Annotated in this window: 18 protein-coding genes and 1 tRNA gene; 11 read left to right on the top strand and 8 right to left on the bottom strand. The window is 65.0% G+C overall.

Features of this window, described 5'->3' with window-relative positions:
- Positions 1 to 49: 49 nt before the first annotated feature.
- From MUN73_RS00740 to MUN73_RS00730, 3 genes are all read right to left on the bottom strand, one after another.
- Positions 50 to 1,390 (bottom strand): RimK family alpha-L-glutamate ligase, encoded by a 1,341-nt coding sequence (locus MUN73_RS00740; protein ID WP_250138541.1) that lies wholly within the window; start codon positions 1,388 to 1,390, stop codon positions 50 to 52.
- A gap of 86 nt (positions 1,391 to 1,476) precedes the next feature.
- On the bottom strand, positions 1,477 to 2,946 hold the full coding sequence (locus tag MUN73_RS00735; protein WP_250138540.1) for an oligosaccharide flippase family protein: 1,470 nt from the start codon (positions 2,944 to 2,946) through the stop codon (positions 1,477 to 1,479).
- Between the two features lie 433 nt (positions 2,947 to 3,379).
- Entirely contained in the window at positions 3,380 to 4,135 is a 756-nt protein-coding gene (locus tag MUN73_RS00730; protein WP_250138539.1) for a GNAT family N-acetyltransferase, read from the bottom strand.
- Positions 4,136 to 4,283: 148 nt separating this feature from the next.
- On the opposite strand from MUN73_RS00730, the gene MUN73_RS00725 reads away from it, so the two are divergent.
- The 6 genes from MUN73_RS00725 to MUN73_RS00700 all read left to right on the top strand — a co-directional run bounded on the left by MUN73_RS00725 (position 4,284) and on the right by MUN73_RS00700 (position 9,435).
- A complete protein-coding gene (locus MUN73_RS00725; protein WP_250138538.1) occupies positions 4,284 to 5,366 on the top strand; it encodes a succinylglutamate desuccinylase/aspartoacylase family protein in 1,083 nt (360 codons plus the stop codon).
- Between the two features lie 286 nt (positions 5,367 to 5,652).
- Positions 5,653 to 6,072: a succinate dehydrogenase, cytochrome b556 subunit gene (gene sdhC / locus MUN73_RS00720; RefSeq protein WP_250138537.1), complete on the top strand. Its 420-nt coding sequence runs from the start codon at positions 5,653 to 5,655 to the stop codon at positions 6,070 to 6,072.
- 2 nt (positions 6,073 to 6,074) lie between these two features.
- Positions 6,075 to 6,437, top strand: a complete 363-nt coding sequence (locus tag MUN73_RS00715) for a succinate dehydrogenase/fumarate reductase transmembrane subunit (protein WP_250138536.1) — start codon at positions 6,075 to 6,077, stop codon at positions 6,435 to 6,437.
- A 1-nt stretch (position 6,438) separates the two neighbouring features.
- Positions 6,439 to 7,311: a succinate dehydrogenase/fumarate reductase iron-sulfur subunit gene (locus tag MUN73_RS00710; protein ID WP_250138535.1), complete on the top strand. Its 873-nt coding sequence runs from the start codon at positions 6,439 to 6,441 to the stop codon at positions 7,309 to 7,311.
- A gap of 3 nt (positions 7,312 to 7,314) precedes the next feature.
- Positions 7,315 to 9,153, top strand: a complete 1,839-nt coding sequence (locus MUN73_RS00705) for an FAD-binding protein (protein ID WP_250138534.1) — start codon at positions 7,315 to 7,317, stop codon at positions 9,151 to 9,153.
- 90 nt (positions 9,154 to 9,243) lie between these two features.
- Positions 9,244 to 9,435, top strand: a complete 192-nt coding sequence (locus MUN73_RS00700) for a hypothetical protein (protein WP_250138533.1) — start codon at positions 9,244 to 9,246, stop codon at positions 9,433 to 9,435.
- Positions 9,436 to 9,453: 18 nt separating this feature from the next.
- Here MUN73_RS00700 and MUN73_RS00695 read toward each other — a convergent pair whose 3' ends face one another.
- Positions 9,454 to 9,648 (bottom strand): XapX domain-containing protein, encoded by a 195-nt coding sequence (locus MUN73_RS00695; protein WP_250138532.1) that lies wholly within the window; start codon positions 9,646 to 9,648, stop codon positions 9,454 to 9,456.
- A 150-nt stretch (positions 9,649 to 9,798) separates the two neighbouring features.
- Between MUN73_RS00695 and MUN73_RS00690 the strand changes: the two genes are divergently transcribed.
- Entirely contained in the window at positions 9,799 to 10,023 is a 225-nt protein-coding gene (locus MUN73_RS00690; protein WP_250138531.1) for a helix-turn-helix domain-containing protein, read from the top strand.
- A 259-nt stretch (positions 10,024 to 10,282) separates the two neighbouring features.
- Here the strand turns inward: MUN73_RS00690 and MUN73_RS00685 are convergent, their stop codons facing one another.
- Positions 10,283 to 11,098, bottom strand: a complete 816-nt coding sequence (locus tag MUN73_RS00685; RefSeq protein ID WP_250138530.1) for an HD domain-containing protein — start codon at positions 11,096 to 11,098, stop codon at positions 10,283 to 10,285.
- 46 nt (positions 11,099 to 11,144) lie between these two features.
- Positions 11,145 to 11,621 carry a redoxin domain-containing protein gene (locus MUN73_RS00680; protein WP_250138529.1) on the bottom strand — a complete coding sequence of 159 codons (477 nt, stop codon included), beginning with the start codon at positions 11,619 to 11,621 and terminating at the stop codon, positions 11,145 to 11,147.
- A gap of 204 nt (positions 11,622 to 11,825) precedes the next feature.
- Here MUN73_RS00680 and MUN73_RS00675 point away from each other — a divergent pair, with 204 nt between their 5' ends.
- From MUN73_RS00675 to MUN73_RS00660, 4 genes are all read left to right on the top strand, one after another.
- Positions 11,826 to 11,981 (top strand): hypothetical protein, encoded by a 156-nt coding sequence (locus MUN73_RS00675; protein WP_250138528.1) that lies wholly within the window; start codon positions 11,826 to 11,828, stop codon positions 11,979 to 11,981.
- Between the two features lie 230 nt (positions 11,982 to 12,211).
- Positions 12,212 to 12,502: a twin-arginine translocase TatA/TatE family subunit gene (gene tatA / locus MUN73_RS00670; protein WP_250138527.1), complete on the top strand. Its 291-nt coding sequence runs from the start codon at positions 12,212 to 12,214 to the stop codon at positions 12,500 to 12,502.
- A gap of 9 nt (positions 12,503 to 12,511) precedes the next feature.
- A tRNA-Arg gene (locus MUN73_RS00665) sits at positions 12,512 to 12,584 on the top strand.
- 253 nt (positions 12,585 to 12,837) lie between these two features.
- On the top strand, positions 12,838 to 14,067 hold the full coding sequence (locus tag MUN73_RS00660) for a polysaccharide deacetylase family protein (RefSeq protein WP_250138526.1): 1,230 nt from the start codon (positions 12,838 to 12,840) through the stop codon (positions 14,065 to 14,067).
- A gap of 53 nt (positions 14,068 to 14,120) precedes the next feature.
- On the opposite strand, the gene MUN73_RS00655 is transcribed toward MUN73_RS00660, so the two are convergent.
- Positions 14,121 to 15,362 carry an acyl-CoA dehydrogenase family protein gene (locus MUN73_RS00655; RefSeq protein ID WP_250138525.1) on the bottom strand — a complete coding sequence of 414 codons (1,242 nt, stop codon included), beginning with the start codon at positions 15,360 to 15,362 and terminating at the stop codon, positions 14,121 to 14,123.
- A gap of 189 nt (positions 15,363 to 15,551) precedes the next feature.
- On the bottom strand, positions 15,552 to 16,319 hold the full coding sequence (locus MUN73_RS00650; RefSeq protein WP_250138524.1) for an SDR family NAD(P)-dependent oxidoreductase: 768 nt from the start codon (positions 16,317 to 16,319) through the stop codon (positions 15,552 to 15,554).
- Between the last annotated feature and the right edge of the window lie 141 nt (positions 16,320 to 16,460).

Here is a 16,460-nt window from a genome sequence, read left to right as displayed (position 1 = left end):
CTCTCTTTCTTCGAGGAGAGACTCCCCGCCGTTCACGCCGAGGAGGAGGTCACTCCTCCTCTTCGGGCGTGTCCGGGGCGTCCGTGTCGCTCCGTCGACTGACGTCGACCTGGTAGTTCCCGAGGATGTCGCGGCCGAGCAGGACGGGGTAGTCCATGTGGCTTCGATCCTCGACGCTTGCCGTGACCGTGTGCTGGTTGCCGCCGACGCCGACGACGACGTCGACGACCGGCCTGCTCTTTGCCGTCTTGCTACTCCCGGACCTGATCCGGGTGATCGACTTGATCGGGCCCGCACCGATGTCGGCCGCGAGGCTGGTGTCGATACTCGTCCGCGTCGCGCCGGTGTCGGACTTCGCGAGGACGGACTTCGAGCCGCTGGTCCCCGCGAGAACGACTTCCTCCGTGTACCCGATCACCGACGGTTCCTCGTCCGTGATCGACGACTCCGGCGGTCGCGCCGACGGCTGGGAATCGTCCAGGACGGCCGACAACTCCTCGACGCGCTCCGGGTCGACCTCGCCGCCGGCGCGCTCGATCGCGAGTCTGGCGATGGCGGGTGCGGGACTGATCCCGGTCGCCTGGTAGAGTCCCTTGAACCCCGCCGTCGGGTTCACCTCGAGGACGAACCAGCCGTCGTCGCTCTCGACGAGATCGACGCCCGCGTAGTCGAGTCCGACGGCATCGGCGGCGCGACGCGCCATCTCGCGTGCCTCTTCCGGAAGATCGTCCGTCGCGTTTTCGACGGATCCGCCCAGGGCGACGTTCGTCCGCCAGTCGTTGTCCGGTGCGTACCGGTACATCGCGCCGACGATGTCGCCGTCGACGACGTAGACCCGGATGTCGCGGTGACGCTCGTCGTCGCGATCGATGAGTTCTTGCAGGAACGCGTACCTGTTCCCGACTTTCGCGTTGACCGGGTCGTCGGGACCGATCTTCCAGGTTCCGCCGCCGTGCGTCCCGATCGCGGTCTTGTAGACGGCTTCTTCCCCGTAGTTCTCTCGGGCCCTGTTGAGCCCCTCGGTACTGAGCGAGAGGGTGACGTTCGGCGTCTGGACGTCGTTCGCCGCCAGGGCCGTCGCCGTCGAGAGCTTGTGGACCGCCGTCAGCACTGCCGCGGGCTCGTTGAGCATCGGGACCAGTCCGGAGAACGTGTTCGCGAGGCCGAGTTCCTCGCACGGCTGTTCGGTGTTCGATAGCAGCATCCGGTTCGCGATCACGTCGACGCTCGGTTCGAGCACGACGCTCCCATCGGTGACGCTGATCGACGTGTTCTCGGCCCGGAGCCACTCGGTGTCGTGGCCGAGAGCCTCGACTGCGTTGAGTATCGCTTTCGTTTCCTTGCTGGTGTGAAGGCTCAATACCCCGACAGTAACCGAATCGGCGCCCATACTTACTGGACGACGACTGTGCGGATAAGTATTAACACTCGATCGTGGGCAGGCACCGTATTCTCCGAGAAACGGTCAGTATTCCATCAGGTGACGACCGATCGAACCTGCTGGGGATCGACCAGGCCGCTCACGACGGCGAGGACCGCCCAGGTGAGGGTCCCGACCCCGATCGCGGCGAGGAGCATGGCCAGATTCGAGATCAGTGGGGTCACGAGCAGGACGGCGACGGCCATCACGCCGGTGATGGCACAGATCAGCCCGATCCGTCGCGCGAGCCGGGTGATGCGCAGCGAGAGTTCGCTGTGGACGATGTAGAGGTTCACTGCCACGTAGAACGAGTGCGTCGCGACCGTCGCGGCCGCGGCCCCGACCACGCCGATCGTCGGGATGAGCACGAGGTTCAGCCCGAAGTTCGCGGTCGATGCCGCTCCCTTCGCGATCGCCCGCGAGCGAGCGCGGCCGAGGTAGTCCAGCCCGTCGCTCGTCAGGTTCGTGATCGCCATGAGGACGACGAAGCCACAGAGGATCTGCAGGACCGGCACCGCACCGCTGTAGTCCGGGCCGAAGACCATCGTCACGAAGGGGTCGGCGACGATCGCGAGCCCCACTGCCGCGGGAATGTAGAACAGCATCGTCTGCTCGAGCGAGGTCTCGTAGATCTCCCGGGCCTCGTCGAGTTGGCCCGCCGCTTTCTGCTCGCCGAAGTTCGGCGAGATCGTAAAGCCGAGCGACTCCGCGGGGGCGAGCACGAAGTCGGTGATCTGTTTCCCGAGGGTGTAGAACGCGACCGCGACGGGTGAGAGGAAAAAGCCGACGAGGACGACGTCGATCCGTTTGTCGATGACGTTGGCGCTCCGCGTCGCCGTCAGCGGGACGCTGTACTCGACCAGCCGCCGCGAGAGGCCGTCCTCGTACTCGGTCGCGGGCTCGTAGTCGCGATAGAACTCGAGATAGAGGATCGTCATACCGACGGCGGCCGCGATCGTGTATCCGACGATGTAGCCGAACAGTGCGCCGATCGCGCCCAGCCCGAACAGGACGAAGACGACCGCGAAGAGCAGTCGTCCGGCCCCGCTGATCGCCTGGACCGTCGCGCTGTAGCCGAGGTGGTTGAACCCCTGGAACGCGATCTGTGTGAAGGTGCTAAACGAGAAGACGACGACGTAGAGCACGCCGGCCGCGAGAAACGGCGCGACCTCCGGATCGCGCAACAGGATCGCGATCCGTTCGTGGAACACGAACAGTAGCCCCGCCACGATCGAGATCACGACGAGTTTGAACGCGATCGTCGTGCGCAACAGGTGCGGTATCTGTCCCGGGTCCGCCTCGCGGTACTCGGAGATGTACCGCGCGGCGGACTTACCGAGGCCGAGATCGGCGAACAACTGGACGATCGCGAGAATGCCGATCGCCCAGTAGAGCGCGCCGTAGCCGTCCGGTTCGAGCAGGTAGCGCGCGAGGAGAAACATCAGGAGCGCGCTCGAGAGCATGTAGACGGCTCGAGCGACGAGCGTTGCCTTGAATCCGTGAACGATGTGGTCCTGTCTACTCATTCGAATGAACTGTCACGACTGCTGAACTCGCAAACGACCGACTGGGGAGTCGGTGGCAACCGGTGATCCGATGGATCAACCGAGTGCGCAATTGTAATGCAGCCCGAACACGCGTAATGCGATCACAACAGCTTCGATCGCGGAGGGGCCGCCGTCGAAGGGAGGCCGTAACGTCCACCTACACCGGACGAACCGGAACCGAACGGAAGCGGGTGAGGCGAGTGGTCGGCGTCGCTGTGCCGGTCACGGTCGGACGGGAGGTCGGGACGGTCGGCGTCGCTGCGTCGATCGCAGTCGGACGATCGAAGAACGAACTGCACGGGTCCGGTCGGAACTGCACTGGGTCCGGTCAGAACTGCACGGGGTCCGGTCAGAACTGCACGGGGTCCGGTCAGAACTGCACGGGGTCCGGTCAGAACTGCACTGGGTCCGGTCAGAGGTACGACGAGTCCCACCGGGTCGCCTTCCGGCGATTGCCACAGACGTTACACTGGATGCGACCCATGGTGTCCATCGCGTTGTCGAGCGAGTCGCAGTTCCCGCAGAACCAGCCGTAGAGTTCCGACTGTTCGGCCGTCTCGTAGGCGACGTAGAACGGCGACTTGGAGCCGCGGGCGGCTTCGCCGTAGCTGACGTAGATCGTCTCGTCGTCGACCACGAGTTCGTCGATCGCGCTCCACTCCTCGCCGCTCTCGATGTCGCCTTCGACGTAGACGTTCTCGGTGAACGTCTCGTCACCGATCTCGACCTCGCGCTGGTCGGCCTGCTGGAAGCCGTGATCCGCGTAGAACTCGTTGCCGCCCTCGTTGTCCGCGAGGACGAACCCCTGGATCTGGTCGGCACCCTGCTCCAGCAGTTTCTCGCGGGTCCGGACCAGGAGTCGGACGCCCGTCCCACCCCCGCGGTGGTCGGGATCGATGTGAAGCCAGAGGATCTGGCCGGTGCCGTATCGCTGCCCGACCAGTTCGCTCTGGGAGAACCCGACGATCTCGCCGTCGCGCTCGACGACGAGGAAGAGCGCGTGTTCGTCCTCGAGCGCGTCGGTCAGGGCGTCGTCGCCGTACCACTGGCCGACGGCGTCCCCGATCGTCTCCTCGTCCAGAAAGTCCGTGTACGTGGAGTTGAGAGAGTCGGAAGCGATCGACCGGATCGCGTCGACGTCGGCCTCGGTTGCCTCGCGTATCTCCATGCGCGACTATAGCACGGCATCGTACTAAACGTATGCCCAGCGGGACACATTCGCCCCAACTTGCGATCGGATCGACGTGAGTCGATTCGAGGGGGCGACTCGTCCACCGACCGGAAACGTTCTCAGTGCTGACGCCGGACCCACGTGTATGAGCGACGCGGACGATCCGCCGATCGGCGGGAGCGACTCCGAACCCATGAACGACGCGTTCACGTACAACGGGGGCCGGGTCGATCCCGGCGAATCGGCCAACATCCGCTACGGCATCAGCGAGACCTATCTCGGTGACCCCGTCAGGATACCGGTGACGGTGATCAACGGCGAACACCCCGGTCCGACGGTGTTTCTCTCGGCGGCCGCCCACGGCGACGAACTCAACGGGATCGAGGTCGTCCGCGAAGTCGCCCACGACTGGGACCACTCGGAGCTTCACGGCACCCTCGTCTGTATGCCGGTGATGAACGTCCCCGGCTTTCTCGCCCAGGAGCGGTACCTGCCGATCTACGATCGGGACCTCAACCGATCGTTCCCCGGTCGCGAGGGGTCGACGAGCGCCAGACGGATGGCCCACCGTATCTTCACGAACTTCATCGAACCCTGTGATCTCGGCCTGGACTTCCACACGTCCACGCGCGGCCGGACCAACATGCTCCACGTCCGGGCGAACATGGACGATCCGCTGGTCGAACGGCTCGCCTACGCGTTCAGTTCCAACGTCGTCATCGCGGGCGAGGGGCCCTCCGGGACGCTCCGCCGCGAGGCGACGGCGGCCGACGTGCCGACGATCACGATCGAGATGGGCGAAGCCCACCGCTTCCAGCGGAGCCTGATCGATCGGGCGCTGACGGGGGTCGCGAGCGTCCTCGCCGAGTTCGGCCTCCACCCGGACTCGTCGGTTCACTGGCCCGGTTGGCGAACCGTCATCTATGACGACGACGAGAAGACGTGGCTCCGGGCGGACGCGGGCGGTATCGTCGACATGAAGCGCGGTCGCGGCGCGCTCGTCGAGGAGGGAGAGGTGATCTGTACGATCACGAACCCGTTCAAGGAGGAAGACGACATCGTCACGGTCGAGGCGCCCTTTACCGGGCTGATCGTCGGCGTCCTCGAGAATCCGGTGGTGTACCCCGGAAACCCGCTCTGTCACCTCGTGGGCCTCTCGCCGGACACGCACACGGCGCTCGAACGCGAGCGGACGGTCGAACAGTCCAGCGAGCGGCTACGGAGTTGAGGGAAGTGTCGTTCCGCGGGTCCCCGCGACGTTGCGAACGGTGTCGTCGCGTCGCCCGCCGGACTACCGAGACCGGTGTCGCGAGACGCGTTGCTCGACGACATCGCCGCGCGCGAGACCACCGCCGATCGCACAGCTATCAGCGGTCTGTCTTCCGACCGAACCGGTTCGGTCGGCGGAACAAGGAAGTACTGACTTTCGAGTACCACCTGTCGACGGAAACGGGGAAATCGGCGCGCCAAAAGTAACTTCTATACCTCCACGGTCAAACCCTCCACATGAGCGCATGAGTCAGTCTTACAATCGCGGTCTCGTCGAGGACTTCGGTCGCTGGAAGGAGTTCTCGGCCGGCATGTGGGCGTGGATCTTCCACAAGTTCACCGGGTGGATCCTGATCGGTTACCTGTTTACCCACATCGCCGTGTTGAGTACCGCCATCGGCGCAGCGGGAGATGCATCGGCGATCCAGGCGGAGACCGACGTCTACACGACGACGATCCAGGGGCTCGAGGAACTGTTCATCGTTCGGATCATGGAGGTCGGCCTGCTCGCAGTGGCCGTCTTCCACATCCTGAACGGGCTTCGCCTGCTGATGGTCGACCTCGGCGTCGGCCTCGAGGCACAGGACAAGAGTTTCTACGCGTCGCTGGTGCTGACGGGTGCGATCACCGTCGCCAGCGTTCCGACCTTCATGGTGGGGGTGTAACGATGGCAGAACGATACTCCTCCTTTACCCCTGGCGGGACGGGATGGCTCCTCCAGCGGATCACCGCGGCGTTTCTGGTGGTCGCCCTCGCGTTCCACTTCTTCCAACTACACTTCGTCAACCACGCGGCGGACGTAACCTTTGCATTGACCCAGGGCCGAATGGAGAACGTCGGATACTTCCTGACGATGGTGCTGTTCCTGATCGCCGGGGCCTTCCACGGCCTCAACGGCGTCTACAACGCCCTCGTCAACCAGGGGCTGGAAGGTACCCAAAAGAAGGTGGTACTGGCCGTGCTGGTCATCGCAGGCGTCGCACTCGTCGCGCAGGGAATCTACGTCGCGATCGCTATGGCGGGATGGTAACATGAGCACGCAACAACCCGAACCCGAGACGCAGGAAGCACCGGAAGACCCGGAGATGAAAGGCGCGGAGTCGCCGGTCGACGAACGAGAGAAGGAGGGCGGCATGGTCGACCAGACCTCGGTCGACGACGCCGACCTCGAAGGGGAGACGGTACACATCAAGGTGTTCCGGTACGACCCCGAAGTCGAGGCGAAGCAGGAACCGCGCTTCGACGACTTCCACGTCCCGTTCAAGAAGGGGATGACCGTCCTCGACGCGGTCATGTACGCCCGCGACGAGTACGACTCGTCGCTAACCTTCCGACACTCCTGTCGGCAGGCCGTCTGTGGCTCCGACGCCTTCTTCGTCAACGGCAAGCAGCGCCTGGGCTGCAAGACCCAGATCGCGGACCTCGAACAACCGGTCCGCATCGAACCGCTCCCACACCAGGAGGTCGTCAAGGACCTGGTCGTCGACATGGACCACTTCTACGACCAGATGCACGCCGTCGAGCCGTACTTCCAGGACGAGGACACGCCCGACGCGAGCGACCTCGAAGAACAGCGCCAGTCCCGCGAGAACCGCGAGAAGGTCAAGATGTCCACGCGCTGTATCTGGTGTGGCGCGTGCATGTCCTCGTGTAACATCGCGGCCGGCGACAACGAGTACCTCGGACCGGCGGCGATCAACAAGGCCTACCGGTTCGCGATGGACGAGCGCGAGAGCGAGGAGATCAAAGAGCACCGACTCCGCATCCTCGAGCAGGAACACGGCGTCTGGCGGTGCCAGACCCAGTTCTCCTGTACCGAGGTGTGTCCGAAAGACATCCCGCTCACCGAGCACATTCAGGAGCTCAAGCGGGAAGCGGTCAAGAAGAACCTGAAATTCTGGTAATCTATGTACGAACACGACGTCATCGTGGTCGGCGCCGGCGGCGCCGGCCTCCGGGCCGCGATCGCAGCGCACGAAGCGGGCGCCGACGTGGCGATCGTCACGAAACTGCACCCCGTCCGCAGCCACACCGGCGCAGCGGAGGGCGGAATCAACGCGGCGCTCCAGGAGGGCGACGACTGGGAACTGCACGCCTACGACACGATGAAAGGGTCGGACTACCTGGGCGATGCCCCGGCGGTCGAGACCCTCGCGCAGGACGCCCCCGAGGAGACGATCACCCTCGAGCACTGGGGGATGCCGTTCTCCCGCGAGGAGGACGGACGCGTCTCCCAGCGGCCGTTCGGCGGCCTCTCGTACCCGCGAACCACCTACGCCGGCGCGGAGACCGGCCACCACCTGCTTCACGTGATGTACGAGCAGGTCGTCAAGCGCGGTATCCAGGTCTACGACGAGTGGTACGTCATGAACCTCGCGACGAGCGACGAACCGGACCCGAACGATCGGGAGTGTCACGGCGTCGTCGCCTACGACGTCCAGTCCGGGAAGGTCGAGGGGTTCAAGGCGAGCCAGGGTGTCGTCCTCGCGTCAGGCGGTCCCGGTCAGGCCTTCGATCACACCACCAACGCGGTCTCCTGTACCGGCGACGGACACGCGATGGCCTACCGTGCGGGCGTCCCGCTCGAGGACATGGAGTTCATCCAGTTCCACCCCACGTCGCTCCCCTCCACGGGAGTCCTCATCTCCGAGGGCGTCCGCGGTGAGGGCGGCATCCTCTACAACAGCGAGGGCGAACGCTTCATGTTCGAGCACGGCTACGCGAACAACTCCGGCGAACTCGCCAGCCGCGACGTCGTCGCCCGCGCCGAGCTCACCGAAGTGGACGAAGGGCGCGGCGTCGACGACGAGTACGTCCACCTCGACATGCGCCACCTCGGCGAGGAACGGATCCTCGATCGCCTGGAGAACATCCTGCACCTGGCAGAGGACTTCGAGGGCGTCGACGGCCTCGTCGAACCGATGCCGGTCAAGCCCGGCCAGCACTACGCGATGGGCGGCATCGAGGTCGACGAGAACGGCCAGAGCTGCATCGACGGCCTCTACGCGGCCGGCGAGTGCGCCTGCGTCTCCGTCCACGGCGGGAACCGCCTCGGCGGGAACGCCCTGCCCGAACTGATCGTCTTCGGCAAGCGGGCCGGTCGCCACGCCGCCGGCGATGACCTCGGTGAGGCCGAGATCCGGACGGGCTACGGCGACGACGTCGAAGACGAGACCGAGACCGAGTTCCCGGTGACGCCCGGTGCCGCTGGCATCGACACGAGTGACGGCGTCGCTGCCGACGGCGGCGTCACTGCCGACGCCGAAGGACTACTCGAGCGCGCCGTCGAACGTGAACGCGCCCGCGTCGATCGGCTTCTGGACAAGGACACGGGGGTCCAGCACGCGGAGATCCGCCAGAAACTCCAGAACGCGATGACCGACTACGTCAACGTGTTCCGTACCGAAGACGGCATCCGGAAGGCGCTAAAGATCATCCGCGAGTGCCGCGAGGAGTACCAGGACGTCTACGTCGACGATCCCTCGCGGACGTTCAACACGGACCTGCAGATGACCTACGAGACGCGGAACCTGATCGACGTCGCCGAAACGATCGCGATCGGCGCGCTCGTGCGCAACGAGTTCCGCGGTGCCCACTGGCGCCAGGAGTACCAGGAACGTCGCGACGACGAGTGGCTCAAGCACACGCTCGTCTCGTGGAACGACGGCGAGCCGTCTGTCTTCTACCGCCCCGTCATTCTCGAGGGCCAGGAGAAGACCTACGAGCCGAAAGTGCGCAGTTACTGACGCCTTTCGGCCGTTATTTCGACCGCCGTTTGGCTTCGCTTTCGATCGACGTCGGCAGAATTATACTTCGGTGCAGGCCATCTCTAGTCGATGAGCGACGACAGAATCGTTCGTCGACTGAACGTCGTTATCGGACTCCTCCTCGTCATCATCGTCCTGCAGATCCGGACGTTCGTGTCACCTGTCGTACTGTCCGTCGGCGTCGCGATTCTCGCTCCGGCGGCGATCCTGCTGGTTATTTGGGCCCTGGCGAAGGGGTCGCTCGCGATCGAGTCGTCCTGACCGGGGCCTCCACTGCCGTTATGCGCCCAGTACGTCGAGGAGATCGATCCCGACGTCCAAGTGGTCGATCAGCTTGTACCCGACGTAGATCCCGATAATTCCCACGATACCGGGAAGTTCCGGCGGTGCGGGGATCGGGACGTTGAGAAAGCGAAACAGGACCCCTGTGACCAATCCGGTCAGGAGCGCGAGGAGAGTAACGTGCGTCGACATCGTTCTCGTGCTCACTCGCAGCGTCGAGTACAAAAGCGCCTCGCCTGCCGGTTAGGGACGCGCTAGCACCGATCGCACGCGGATCGTATCACCGGGACGGACGATCGGTGCAGGCAGAAGGTATACCTGTCAGCGACGGAATCTCCCGGTATGGGTTCGTCACCATCACCGGGGGCAGACGTCTCGGTCCCGGCGGAACTCGATTCCGCGCGCGGCAAGCTGGTCTACCTCTACGTGGCGCTCAACGACGGCGCGACAGCCGAAGAGCTTCGGGAACACCTCGATCTCAGTCGTGGTGTCGTCCTCTCGATCACCGGGACGCTTCGCGACGAGGGCCACCTCGAGCGGACCGACGACGGCTTCGAGATCGCCTGAGCGATCGTATCGATCGGCTGACTCGAAATCCCTCAAACCTGTTGGCCAGGAGTGAGGCACACTGCAGAGAGCGGTGCACCTCGCGAATCAACGGAAGAGCGCCCTCTTCCGAGCATCGCGGGCCCTTCGGGTCCGCTCAACGGGGGAGGGCAGGATAAGTTACAGAGGTGGCACCGCGAAGAGGCTTTTCATCGACGTCTTGCCGAGGGGTGGCACTGCCAGCCCGCAGAGCAAAAGGTTGGTGTCAAACGTTCGTTCCTTAGAGTTCGATCCGTTCGACGAGTTGCTCGCGGTTCTCGTTCGTGTTGACCGCGACGATCCGGATCTCGTCCTCGAGGCCGGAGCCGCGGAGTTTGGCCTTGAGCAGGTTGTCGACCTGGTAGACGCCCGCGGCGTTGGTCATGGCGATCTCGACCATCACGGGACGGGTGTCGCCCTCCTGGAGCGAGACGCGGCTGATCGCCTGGCTCGAGAGGGTGTTGATGCCGCGGCCGCCGTGTTCGTAGGGAATCCGCGATCGGCCGCTCTCCATGTCGAGGGCGTCGGCGACGCGGATGACGCCGGCCTCGGTCGTCAGGGGGTTCTCGGCGGTGTGGTGACAGAGGATCGCGTGGAGGACTTCGCCCTTGACGCGGACCTGCTCGGCGACGTCGTAGAACTCGGGCAGGATGCGATCGAGGATGTCGGCCGCGAGTGGAATCGAGTAGTAGACGTGCTCGTCGCGGTGGACGACGTGGCCGACGTCGTGGAGGGTGGCCGCCAGCGCGATGATGACCGACTCGTCTTCCTCCGCGAGGTCCTGCTGGCGCGCGCCGTTGAAGTCGACGTCACCGGCTTTCAGCAGGTCGTACAGGCAGAGCGCGCGGTTGCGGACGATCTCGATGTGCTTCGTGCCGTGATCGTTGTATCGCATCCGATCGACGGCGTTGACGTTCTGGGCCTCGAGGTAGGTCTGGATCTCCTCGTCCTCGTCGATAAACGCGAGGACGCGATTGAGTTTCTCGTCGGGGAAGGGGTGGTCGTCGTCGGGATCGTAGATGCGGCCGGCGGACTCGGCGTCGGCAGAATCGCTCATAGAGACACGTCGCCTGCTGGCTAAAAAAGCCCTGCGACGCCGGCGATTACGATGCGTCGGCGACCGCCTGCTCGACCTCGTCGTACTCCGGTTCGACGCCGGGATCGTCGCTGACCCACGCGTAGGAAATCTCGCCGTCGCCGTCGACGACGAACACCGATCGCTTGGCGACGCCGTAGACGCCGAGCTCGGCGAAGTCCATCTCGACGTCGTAGTCGTCGACGATCTCCTTGTTGTAGTCGCTGATGAGGCCGAACTCGAGGTCGTTCTGCGCGCGGAACTCGTTCAGCGTGAACGGGGAGTCGCGGCTGACGCCGTAGACGGTCGCGTCGAGGTCGTCGAACGCCGCGAGGCGGTCCTGGAACTCGCACATCTCGGTGGTACAGACGCTGGTGAACGCGCCCGGGAAGAACGCCAGGACGAGCGGGGCCTCGTCGAGGCGGTCCGAGAGGGTGAACGATTCGATGTCGCCGGTCGCAAGCGGTGCGGTGAAGTCCGGTGCGTCGTCGCCAGTGGTTGCCATCGTCGGATCATTACGGATAAGTCGGAAAGACAGTTTCGTTCGCGGAACAACGCGCCCGACGGGCCGTCGATCGATTCACCGTCCGGACCGACTGTGTCGGGGCAGGGCGCCGGAGGAGGGGACCGGGTAGCCGACGGACGGTATCACGCCGACGATTTCAGGGACGAGACTAAAGACTGTCTGTCGGGTCATATCGACCAGGGTATGGTAACCAATGGACGTCACCGGCGACCGGTCGACCCCGACGACCGGGAGGGAACACACTGTGGCCACAAGAAGCGATCGGCCACGGATCAGCGGCTGGGGTTGTGTTACGCCTGCCGCGAGACGAGGCGCACGAGCGACGAGAACTGGGTCTGACCGACCGCTGTGACGATCGGTTCGCCCGACGGCAGACCGTTCAGGGCCGCTTCCGAGCCCGGGATCGTACCTGAAAGGGAGCCGATAGGACGGCGATAATCGGGGTGGTGGGTCGACCCGAAAGCCGTCGAGAGACCTTGTTCTCAGGGTGGAAGGTGTTTGATTCGGGTAGTGTCAGGCTGCTCGCTCCAAAAAGGTTATAATTGCCAGTCGGTAAGCCACGCATAGAGATGGTAGCCGAAATCGCACCGCTGTTCATCCCCGGCGCACCCGGGGGTCCGGAACTGCTGATCATCCTTTTCATCGCCATCTTGCTGTTCGGGGCCAACAAGATCCCAAAGTTGGCGCGCTCGACCGGCGAGGCCATGGGCGAATTCCAGAAGGGGCGTGAAAAGGTCGAAACGGAACTCGAAGAGATGCGTGACTCCGGATTCGAGGAAGAGGAGGAAGAAGACGACTTCGTCGACACCGAACCGGTCACCAGCGAAGAAGAGACCGAGACCGAAACGGAAACCAACTGAGTTTTTCCGGGGCGTGTGGCCTAGCGGAGAGGGCAGGAGGTTCCTAACCTTCTGATCGTGGGTTCGAATCCCGCCACGCCCGTTCTGCGAGGAGCGGACGCGACGAGCGAACGGGCCCGGAGATTCGATCGAGAGAAGACGCGCGCAACGAAGTGAGCACGTCTTCACGTAGTTCGAATCCCGCCACGCCCAGTCTCCGATCGCCGCGAACTCCGTCTCGATCGGACGAGTAACGAACGCCCGGAGCGATCGCCGGCCGATTCGGCGCCGGAGGAGTCGATCGCTGTAGCAGACGCATTACTAACCTATCTCTCGATGGGGAGTTTCCTAACCGAATGAAACGGCGCAGGTACGTTGCCGTGGCGGCAACGCTCTCGATCGGTGGCTGTCTGGGGACGGGTGGCGATGCGGGAGGGAACGAGACCGCCGACGGGACGAGTGATTTCGACGCCGACGTGGATCCCGTGGCCGTCGAGGCAGGTACCTACGACGACTTCGAGGCACTCGAGGAGTGGCTCGTCGCGGGCGGATCGCTCGAAGCGGACGGGGAGCGGGCCGTTTCGGGATCGCAGTCGGGTCGGCTCACGGCGAGCGAGACGGCCGATCGAGTCAGCGCCGTCTACGCGCCGAGTCAGCCGCTCGACGTGACGGGATACGCGCCCGGACTGGCGGTCGCGGCCGATCGGGACCTCGTCCTGCGTCTGCGGCTGCACGACGCGGCGGGTGACTTCGTCGAGTACCGGACGCGCGTCGTGGGCGGGCTGCCGTTCGATCGTCGGCAGTTCGGAATCGATCGCCTCGTCGGCGAGCCGTCCATAGACGAGGTGAGACGAATCGAGATACTGCGACACACCGGAGACGGGCCGTCCGAACTGTGGATCGACGACCTCCACTTCGTCCCCCGACCCGATCCGGGGGCGGTGATGATCCACTTCGACGGCGGGTACGAAACGGACTACACGCGGGCCCTCCCGATTCTCGCGGAGCACGACGTCCCTGCGACGACGTTCGTCACGCCCGATCGGCTCCGTACCGACCCGCGTCACGAGGGTGACCGGTTGACGACCGCCCAGGTCGAGACGCTCGCGGACGCCGGCTGGACGATCGGGAGTCACGCGGCCCGCGGACTCGCGCTCACCGACGTGGCCGACGCGCGAGCCGACGTCGACGGCGCAGTGCGGTGGCTCGCGGCGAACGGCTACGGCGAGGGTGCACGATACTTCTCGTATCCGGCGGGCCAGTACGATGCGGCGAGCTACGGCCTCGCCGCCGAATATCACGACCTCGCGTTCGCGGGCGGCGGTGTCGCCCACGGTCACGTCACCGATCCACACCGGATCCCGCGTGTCGTCCATCCGGACGCCGAGACGGCCCGCGACGCGATCGATCAGACGGTAGCCCGTGGTGGAATCACCTCGTTCGTCTTTCACGAACTCGACGCCGACTCGGAAGCCGTGCTCGCGGACCTCGTCGACCGAGTCGTCGACCGGGAATCGGCCGGCGACCTCTCGATCGTCACACCCGCGGACCTGGCCGCGGAGTACCGCTATCGTCCGGATCAGTGATCGGCGACCGATCGAGTGGTTGGAAAATGGGCCGCGCTGTTCGTGCCGCGACGTCAGTGACCGTCGCCGGACCGTCTGTTCGGCTGGCCGAACCTGGTCACGGGCTCGAGTTCCGCCTCGTCGACGTCGTCGAAGGCGTGGCGGGCGATGACCCGGCGGTGGACCTCGTCGGCCCCGTCGACGATGCGGAACTGCCGAACCGACTCGTAGAAGTCCGACAGCGGGAGATCCTTGCCGATACCGTTCGCCCCGCAACACTGGACGGCGAGGTCGATCGCGTCCTGGGTGACGTTGGCGGTGAAGACCTTGCACATGGAGACGGGCACCCGTGCCTCCTCGCCGGCGCTGATCCGATCGGCCGCGTCGCGGATCGCCGTCCGGGCGACGTGCAGACGGGTCTCGGCGTCGGCGATACGGTGGCGCAGCGACTGCTTGTCCGACAGCGTCGAGTCGAAGCCCTGCCGCTCGCTCGTGTAGGCCTTCGCGATGTCGAGCGATCGCTGGGCCATCCCCGAGAAGCGCATGCAGTGGGTCAGACGCGCAGGGCCGAGTCGCTCCTGTGCGTGGACGAACCCCTGGTTCAATTCACCGAGGAGGTGTTCCTCGGGAACGCGGACGTCGTCGTAGACGATTTCCGCGTGTGAGATTCCGTGTGCGCCGCCGCCCATGTGAGGGACGTTCCGGACGACCTCGACGCCGTCGGCGTCCGCGGGCACGATGAAGATCGAACACCCCTGGTAGGGGTGGGCGTCCTCGTCGGTCCGGGCGAGGACGAACAGGACGTCGGCCTCGACGCCCTGGGTGGTCCACCACTTGTGGCCGTCGATAACCCACTCGTCGCCCTCTTTCTCCGCGGTGGTCTGGATCATCTTCGGGTCGGAGCCGGCCCCCTGCATCGGTTCGGTCATCGAGAAGCCGGACTTGATGTCGCCCGCGACGAGGGGATCGAGGTACTGCTCCTTCTGGAGGTCGTCTCCGGCCAGTTCGAGCAGGTGCATGTTGCCCTCGTCGGGCGCGTCGACGCGCATCGCCACCGGGCCGAGCAGACTCCGGCCGGCTTCCTCGAAGACCGGCAGTGCGTCGCGGAAGTCGATTCCCATCCCGCCGTGTTCCTCGGGGATCTGTGGCGCGTAGACGTCGTACTCGCGTGCGGCTTCGCGGAGTTTCGTAATCGTCCCGCTCGAGACGGCCATCCCGCCGGGACGCTCCCGCTCCATCGGGAGGACGACCTCTTCCATCAGATCTTGTGCACGTTGGGCGAGTTCCTGGGCCTGATCCGAGTCATCGTATCGCATACACTACCCTCGTTCGCGCGCCCGAAAAGTATATCTGCCGTTCCCATTCGGTAACTTCGACACCCAGTATATTTATATCTGGTTCTATTATTTACCGTATCGGCTTGCGATGTTAATCAATTGGCCACGATTTTGATCGGTGGAAAAGCCGGTATCGGGCCCGGACGGGGCTGACCGGAGCCGGAGAACCTACCGTGCCGTCCAGCCGCCGTCGGCCGCGAGCACCTCGCCGGTGACGTAACTCGCGGCGTCGCTCGCGAGGAAGACCGCCGGGCCGGCGATCTCCTCGGGGTCGGCGAACCGATCGAGCGGGGTGCGATCGAGGATCGATCGCCGGAGGTCGTCGTCGGCCTCGAGGTCGTCGGTGAGTTCCGTGGAGACGTAGCCCGGTGCGATCGCGTTGACCCGCACGTCGGGGGCCCAGTCGATCGCCACGCTCTTCGTGAGGCCGACGAGGCCGTGCTTCGAGGCGACGTAGGGGTGCTGGCGCGGCAGTCCGACAAGTCCGCCGACGCTGGCGACGTTGATCACCGCTCCACCGTCGCTCTCGAGCAGGGCGTCGGCGGCGGCCGTCGTGACTTCGTAGGCACCGTTCAGGTTGACGTCGAGCACCCGATCGAGGCTCGCCGTCGAGACGTCTTCCGGGCGACCGAGCGCGTCGTCCGGGTTGAACCCGGCGTTGTTGACGACGACGTCGACGCCGCCGAACGCGTCCGTCGTTCGATCGATGGCGTCCGCGACGGCGTCCGGATCGGTCACGTCGGCGGTGACCGCCAGCGCGTCGCCGCCGTCGTCCTCGATCCGATCCGCCACGGCGTCGATCTCGGCCGTCGATCTGGCCACGGGGACGACGGCAGCGCCCGCGTTCGCCAGTTCGACGGCGATCGCGCGGCCGATACCGCGTCCGCCACCGGTCACCAGTGCGACTCGTCCGGAGAGGTCGAAGAGGTCACGCATCGTCTCCCATCACGTCGGCCCAGTTGCGTAATCCTTCCCCCCGGGGCGATCGTCGCCTCGGGGCCGACCCGATAGCGGTTCTCGACGGAACCGATACAGACGGTTTCGATATTGTAATGAATCTAATACCATAGACACTAG

Origin of the sequence: Halosolutus amylolyticus (genome assembly GCF_023566055.1) — an archaeon.
Classification (GTDB): Archaea; Halobacteriota; Halobacteria; order Halobacteriales; family Natrialbaceae; genus Halosolutus; species Halosolutus amylolyticus.
This window is presented reverse-complemented; position numbering and strand designations above follow the sequence as displayed.

Bases quoted from the DNA above. Each gene is read 5' to 3' on its own strand.
- tatA (WP_250138527.1), top strand. From the start codon at position 12,212: ATGGTAGCCGAAATCGCACCGCTGTTCATCCCCGGCGCACCCGGGGGT.
- MUN73_RS00710 (WP_250138535.1), top strand. From the start codon at position 6,439: ATGAGCACGCAACAACCCGAACCCGAGACGCAGGAAGCACCGGAAGAC.
- MUN73_RS00735 (WP_250138540.1), bottom strand. From the start codon at position 2,946: ATGAGTAGACAGGACCACATCGTTCACGGATTCAAGGCAACGCTCGTC.
- MUN73_RS00655 (WP_250138525.1), bottom strand. From the start codon at position 15,362: ATGCGATACGATGACTCGGATCAGGCCCAGGAACTCGCCCAACGTGCA.
- MUN73_RS00675 (WP_250138528.1), top strand. From the start codon at position 11,826: ATGGTAACCAATGGACGTCACCGGCGACCGGTCGACCCCGACGACCGG.
- MUN73_RS00705 (WP_250138534.1), top strand. From the start codon at position 7,315: ATGTACGAACACGACGTCATCGTGGTCGGCGCCGGCGGCGCCGGCCTC.
- MUN73_RS00660 (WP_250138526.1), top strand. From the start codon at position 12,838: ATGAAACGGCGCAGGTACGTTGCCGTGGCGGCAACGCTCTCGATCGGT.
- MUN73_RS00680 (WP_250138529.1), bottom strand. From the start codon at position 11,621: ATGGCAACCACTGGCGACGACGCACCGGACTTCACCGCACCGCTTGCG.
- MUN73_RS00715 (WP_250138536.1), top strand. From the start codon at position 6,075: ATGGCAGAACGATACTCCTCCTTTACCCCTGGCGGGACGGGATGGCTC.
- MUN73_RS00740 (WP_250138541.1), bottom strand. From the start codon at position 1,390: ATGGGCGCCGATTCGGTTACTGTCGGGGTATTGAGCCTTCACACCAGC.
- MUN73_RS00650 (WP_250138524.1), bottom strand. From the start codon at position 16,319: ATGCGTGACCTCTTCGACCTCTCCGGACGAGTCGCACTGGTGACCGGT.
- MUN73_RS00690 (WP_250138531.1), top strand. From the start codon at position 9,799: ATGGGTTCGTCACCATCACCGGGGGCAGACGTCTCGGTCCCGGCGGAA.
- MUN73_RS00725 (WP_250138538.1), top strand. From the start codon at position 4,284: ATGAGCGACGCGGACGATCCGCCGATCGGCGGGAGCGACTCCGAACCC.
- MUN73_RS00685 (WP_250138530.1), bottom strand. From the start codon at position 11,098: ATGAGCGATTCTGCCGACGCCGAGTCCGCCGGCCGCATCTACGATCCC.
- MUN73_RS00695 (WP_250138532.1), bottom strand. From the start codon at position 9,648: ATGTCGACGCACGTTACTCTCCTCGCGCTCCTGACCGGATTGGTCACA.
- MUN73_RS00700 (WP_250138533.1), top strand. From the start codon at position 9,244: ATGAGCGACGACAGAATCGTTCGTCGACTGAACGTCGTTATCGGACTC.
- MUN73_RS00730 (WP_250138539.1), bottom strand. From the start codon at position 4,135: ATGGAGATACGCGAGGCAACCGAGGCCGACGTCGACGCGATCCGGTCG.
- sdhC (WP_250138537.1), top strand. From the start codon at position 5,653: ATGAGTCAGTCTTACAATCGCGGTCTCGTCGAGGACTTCGGTCGCTGG.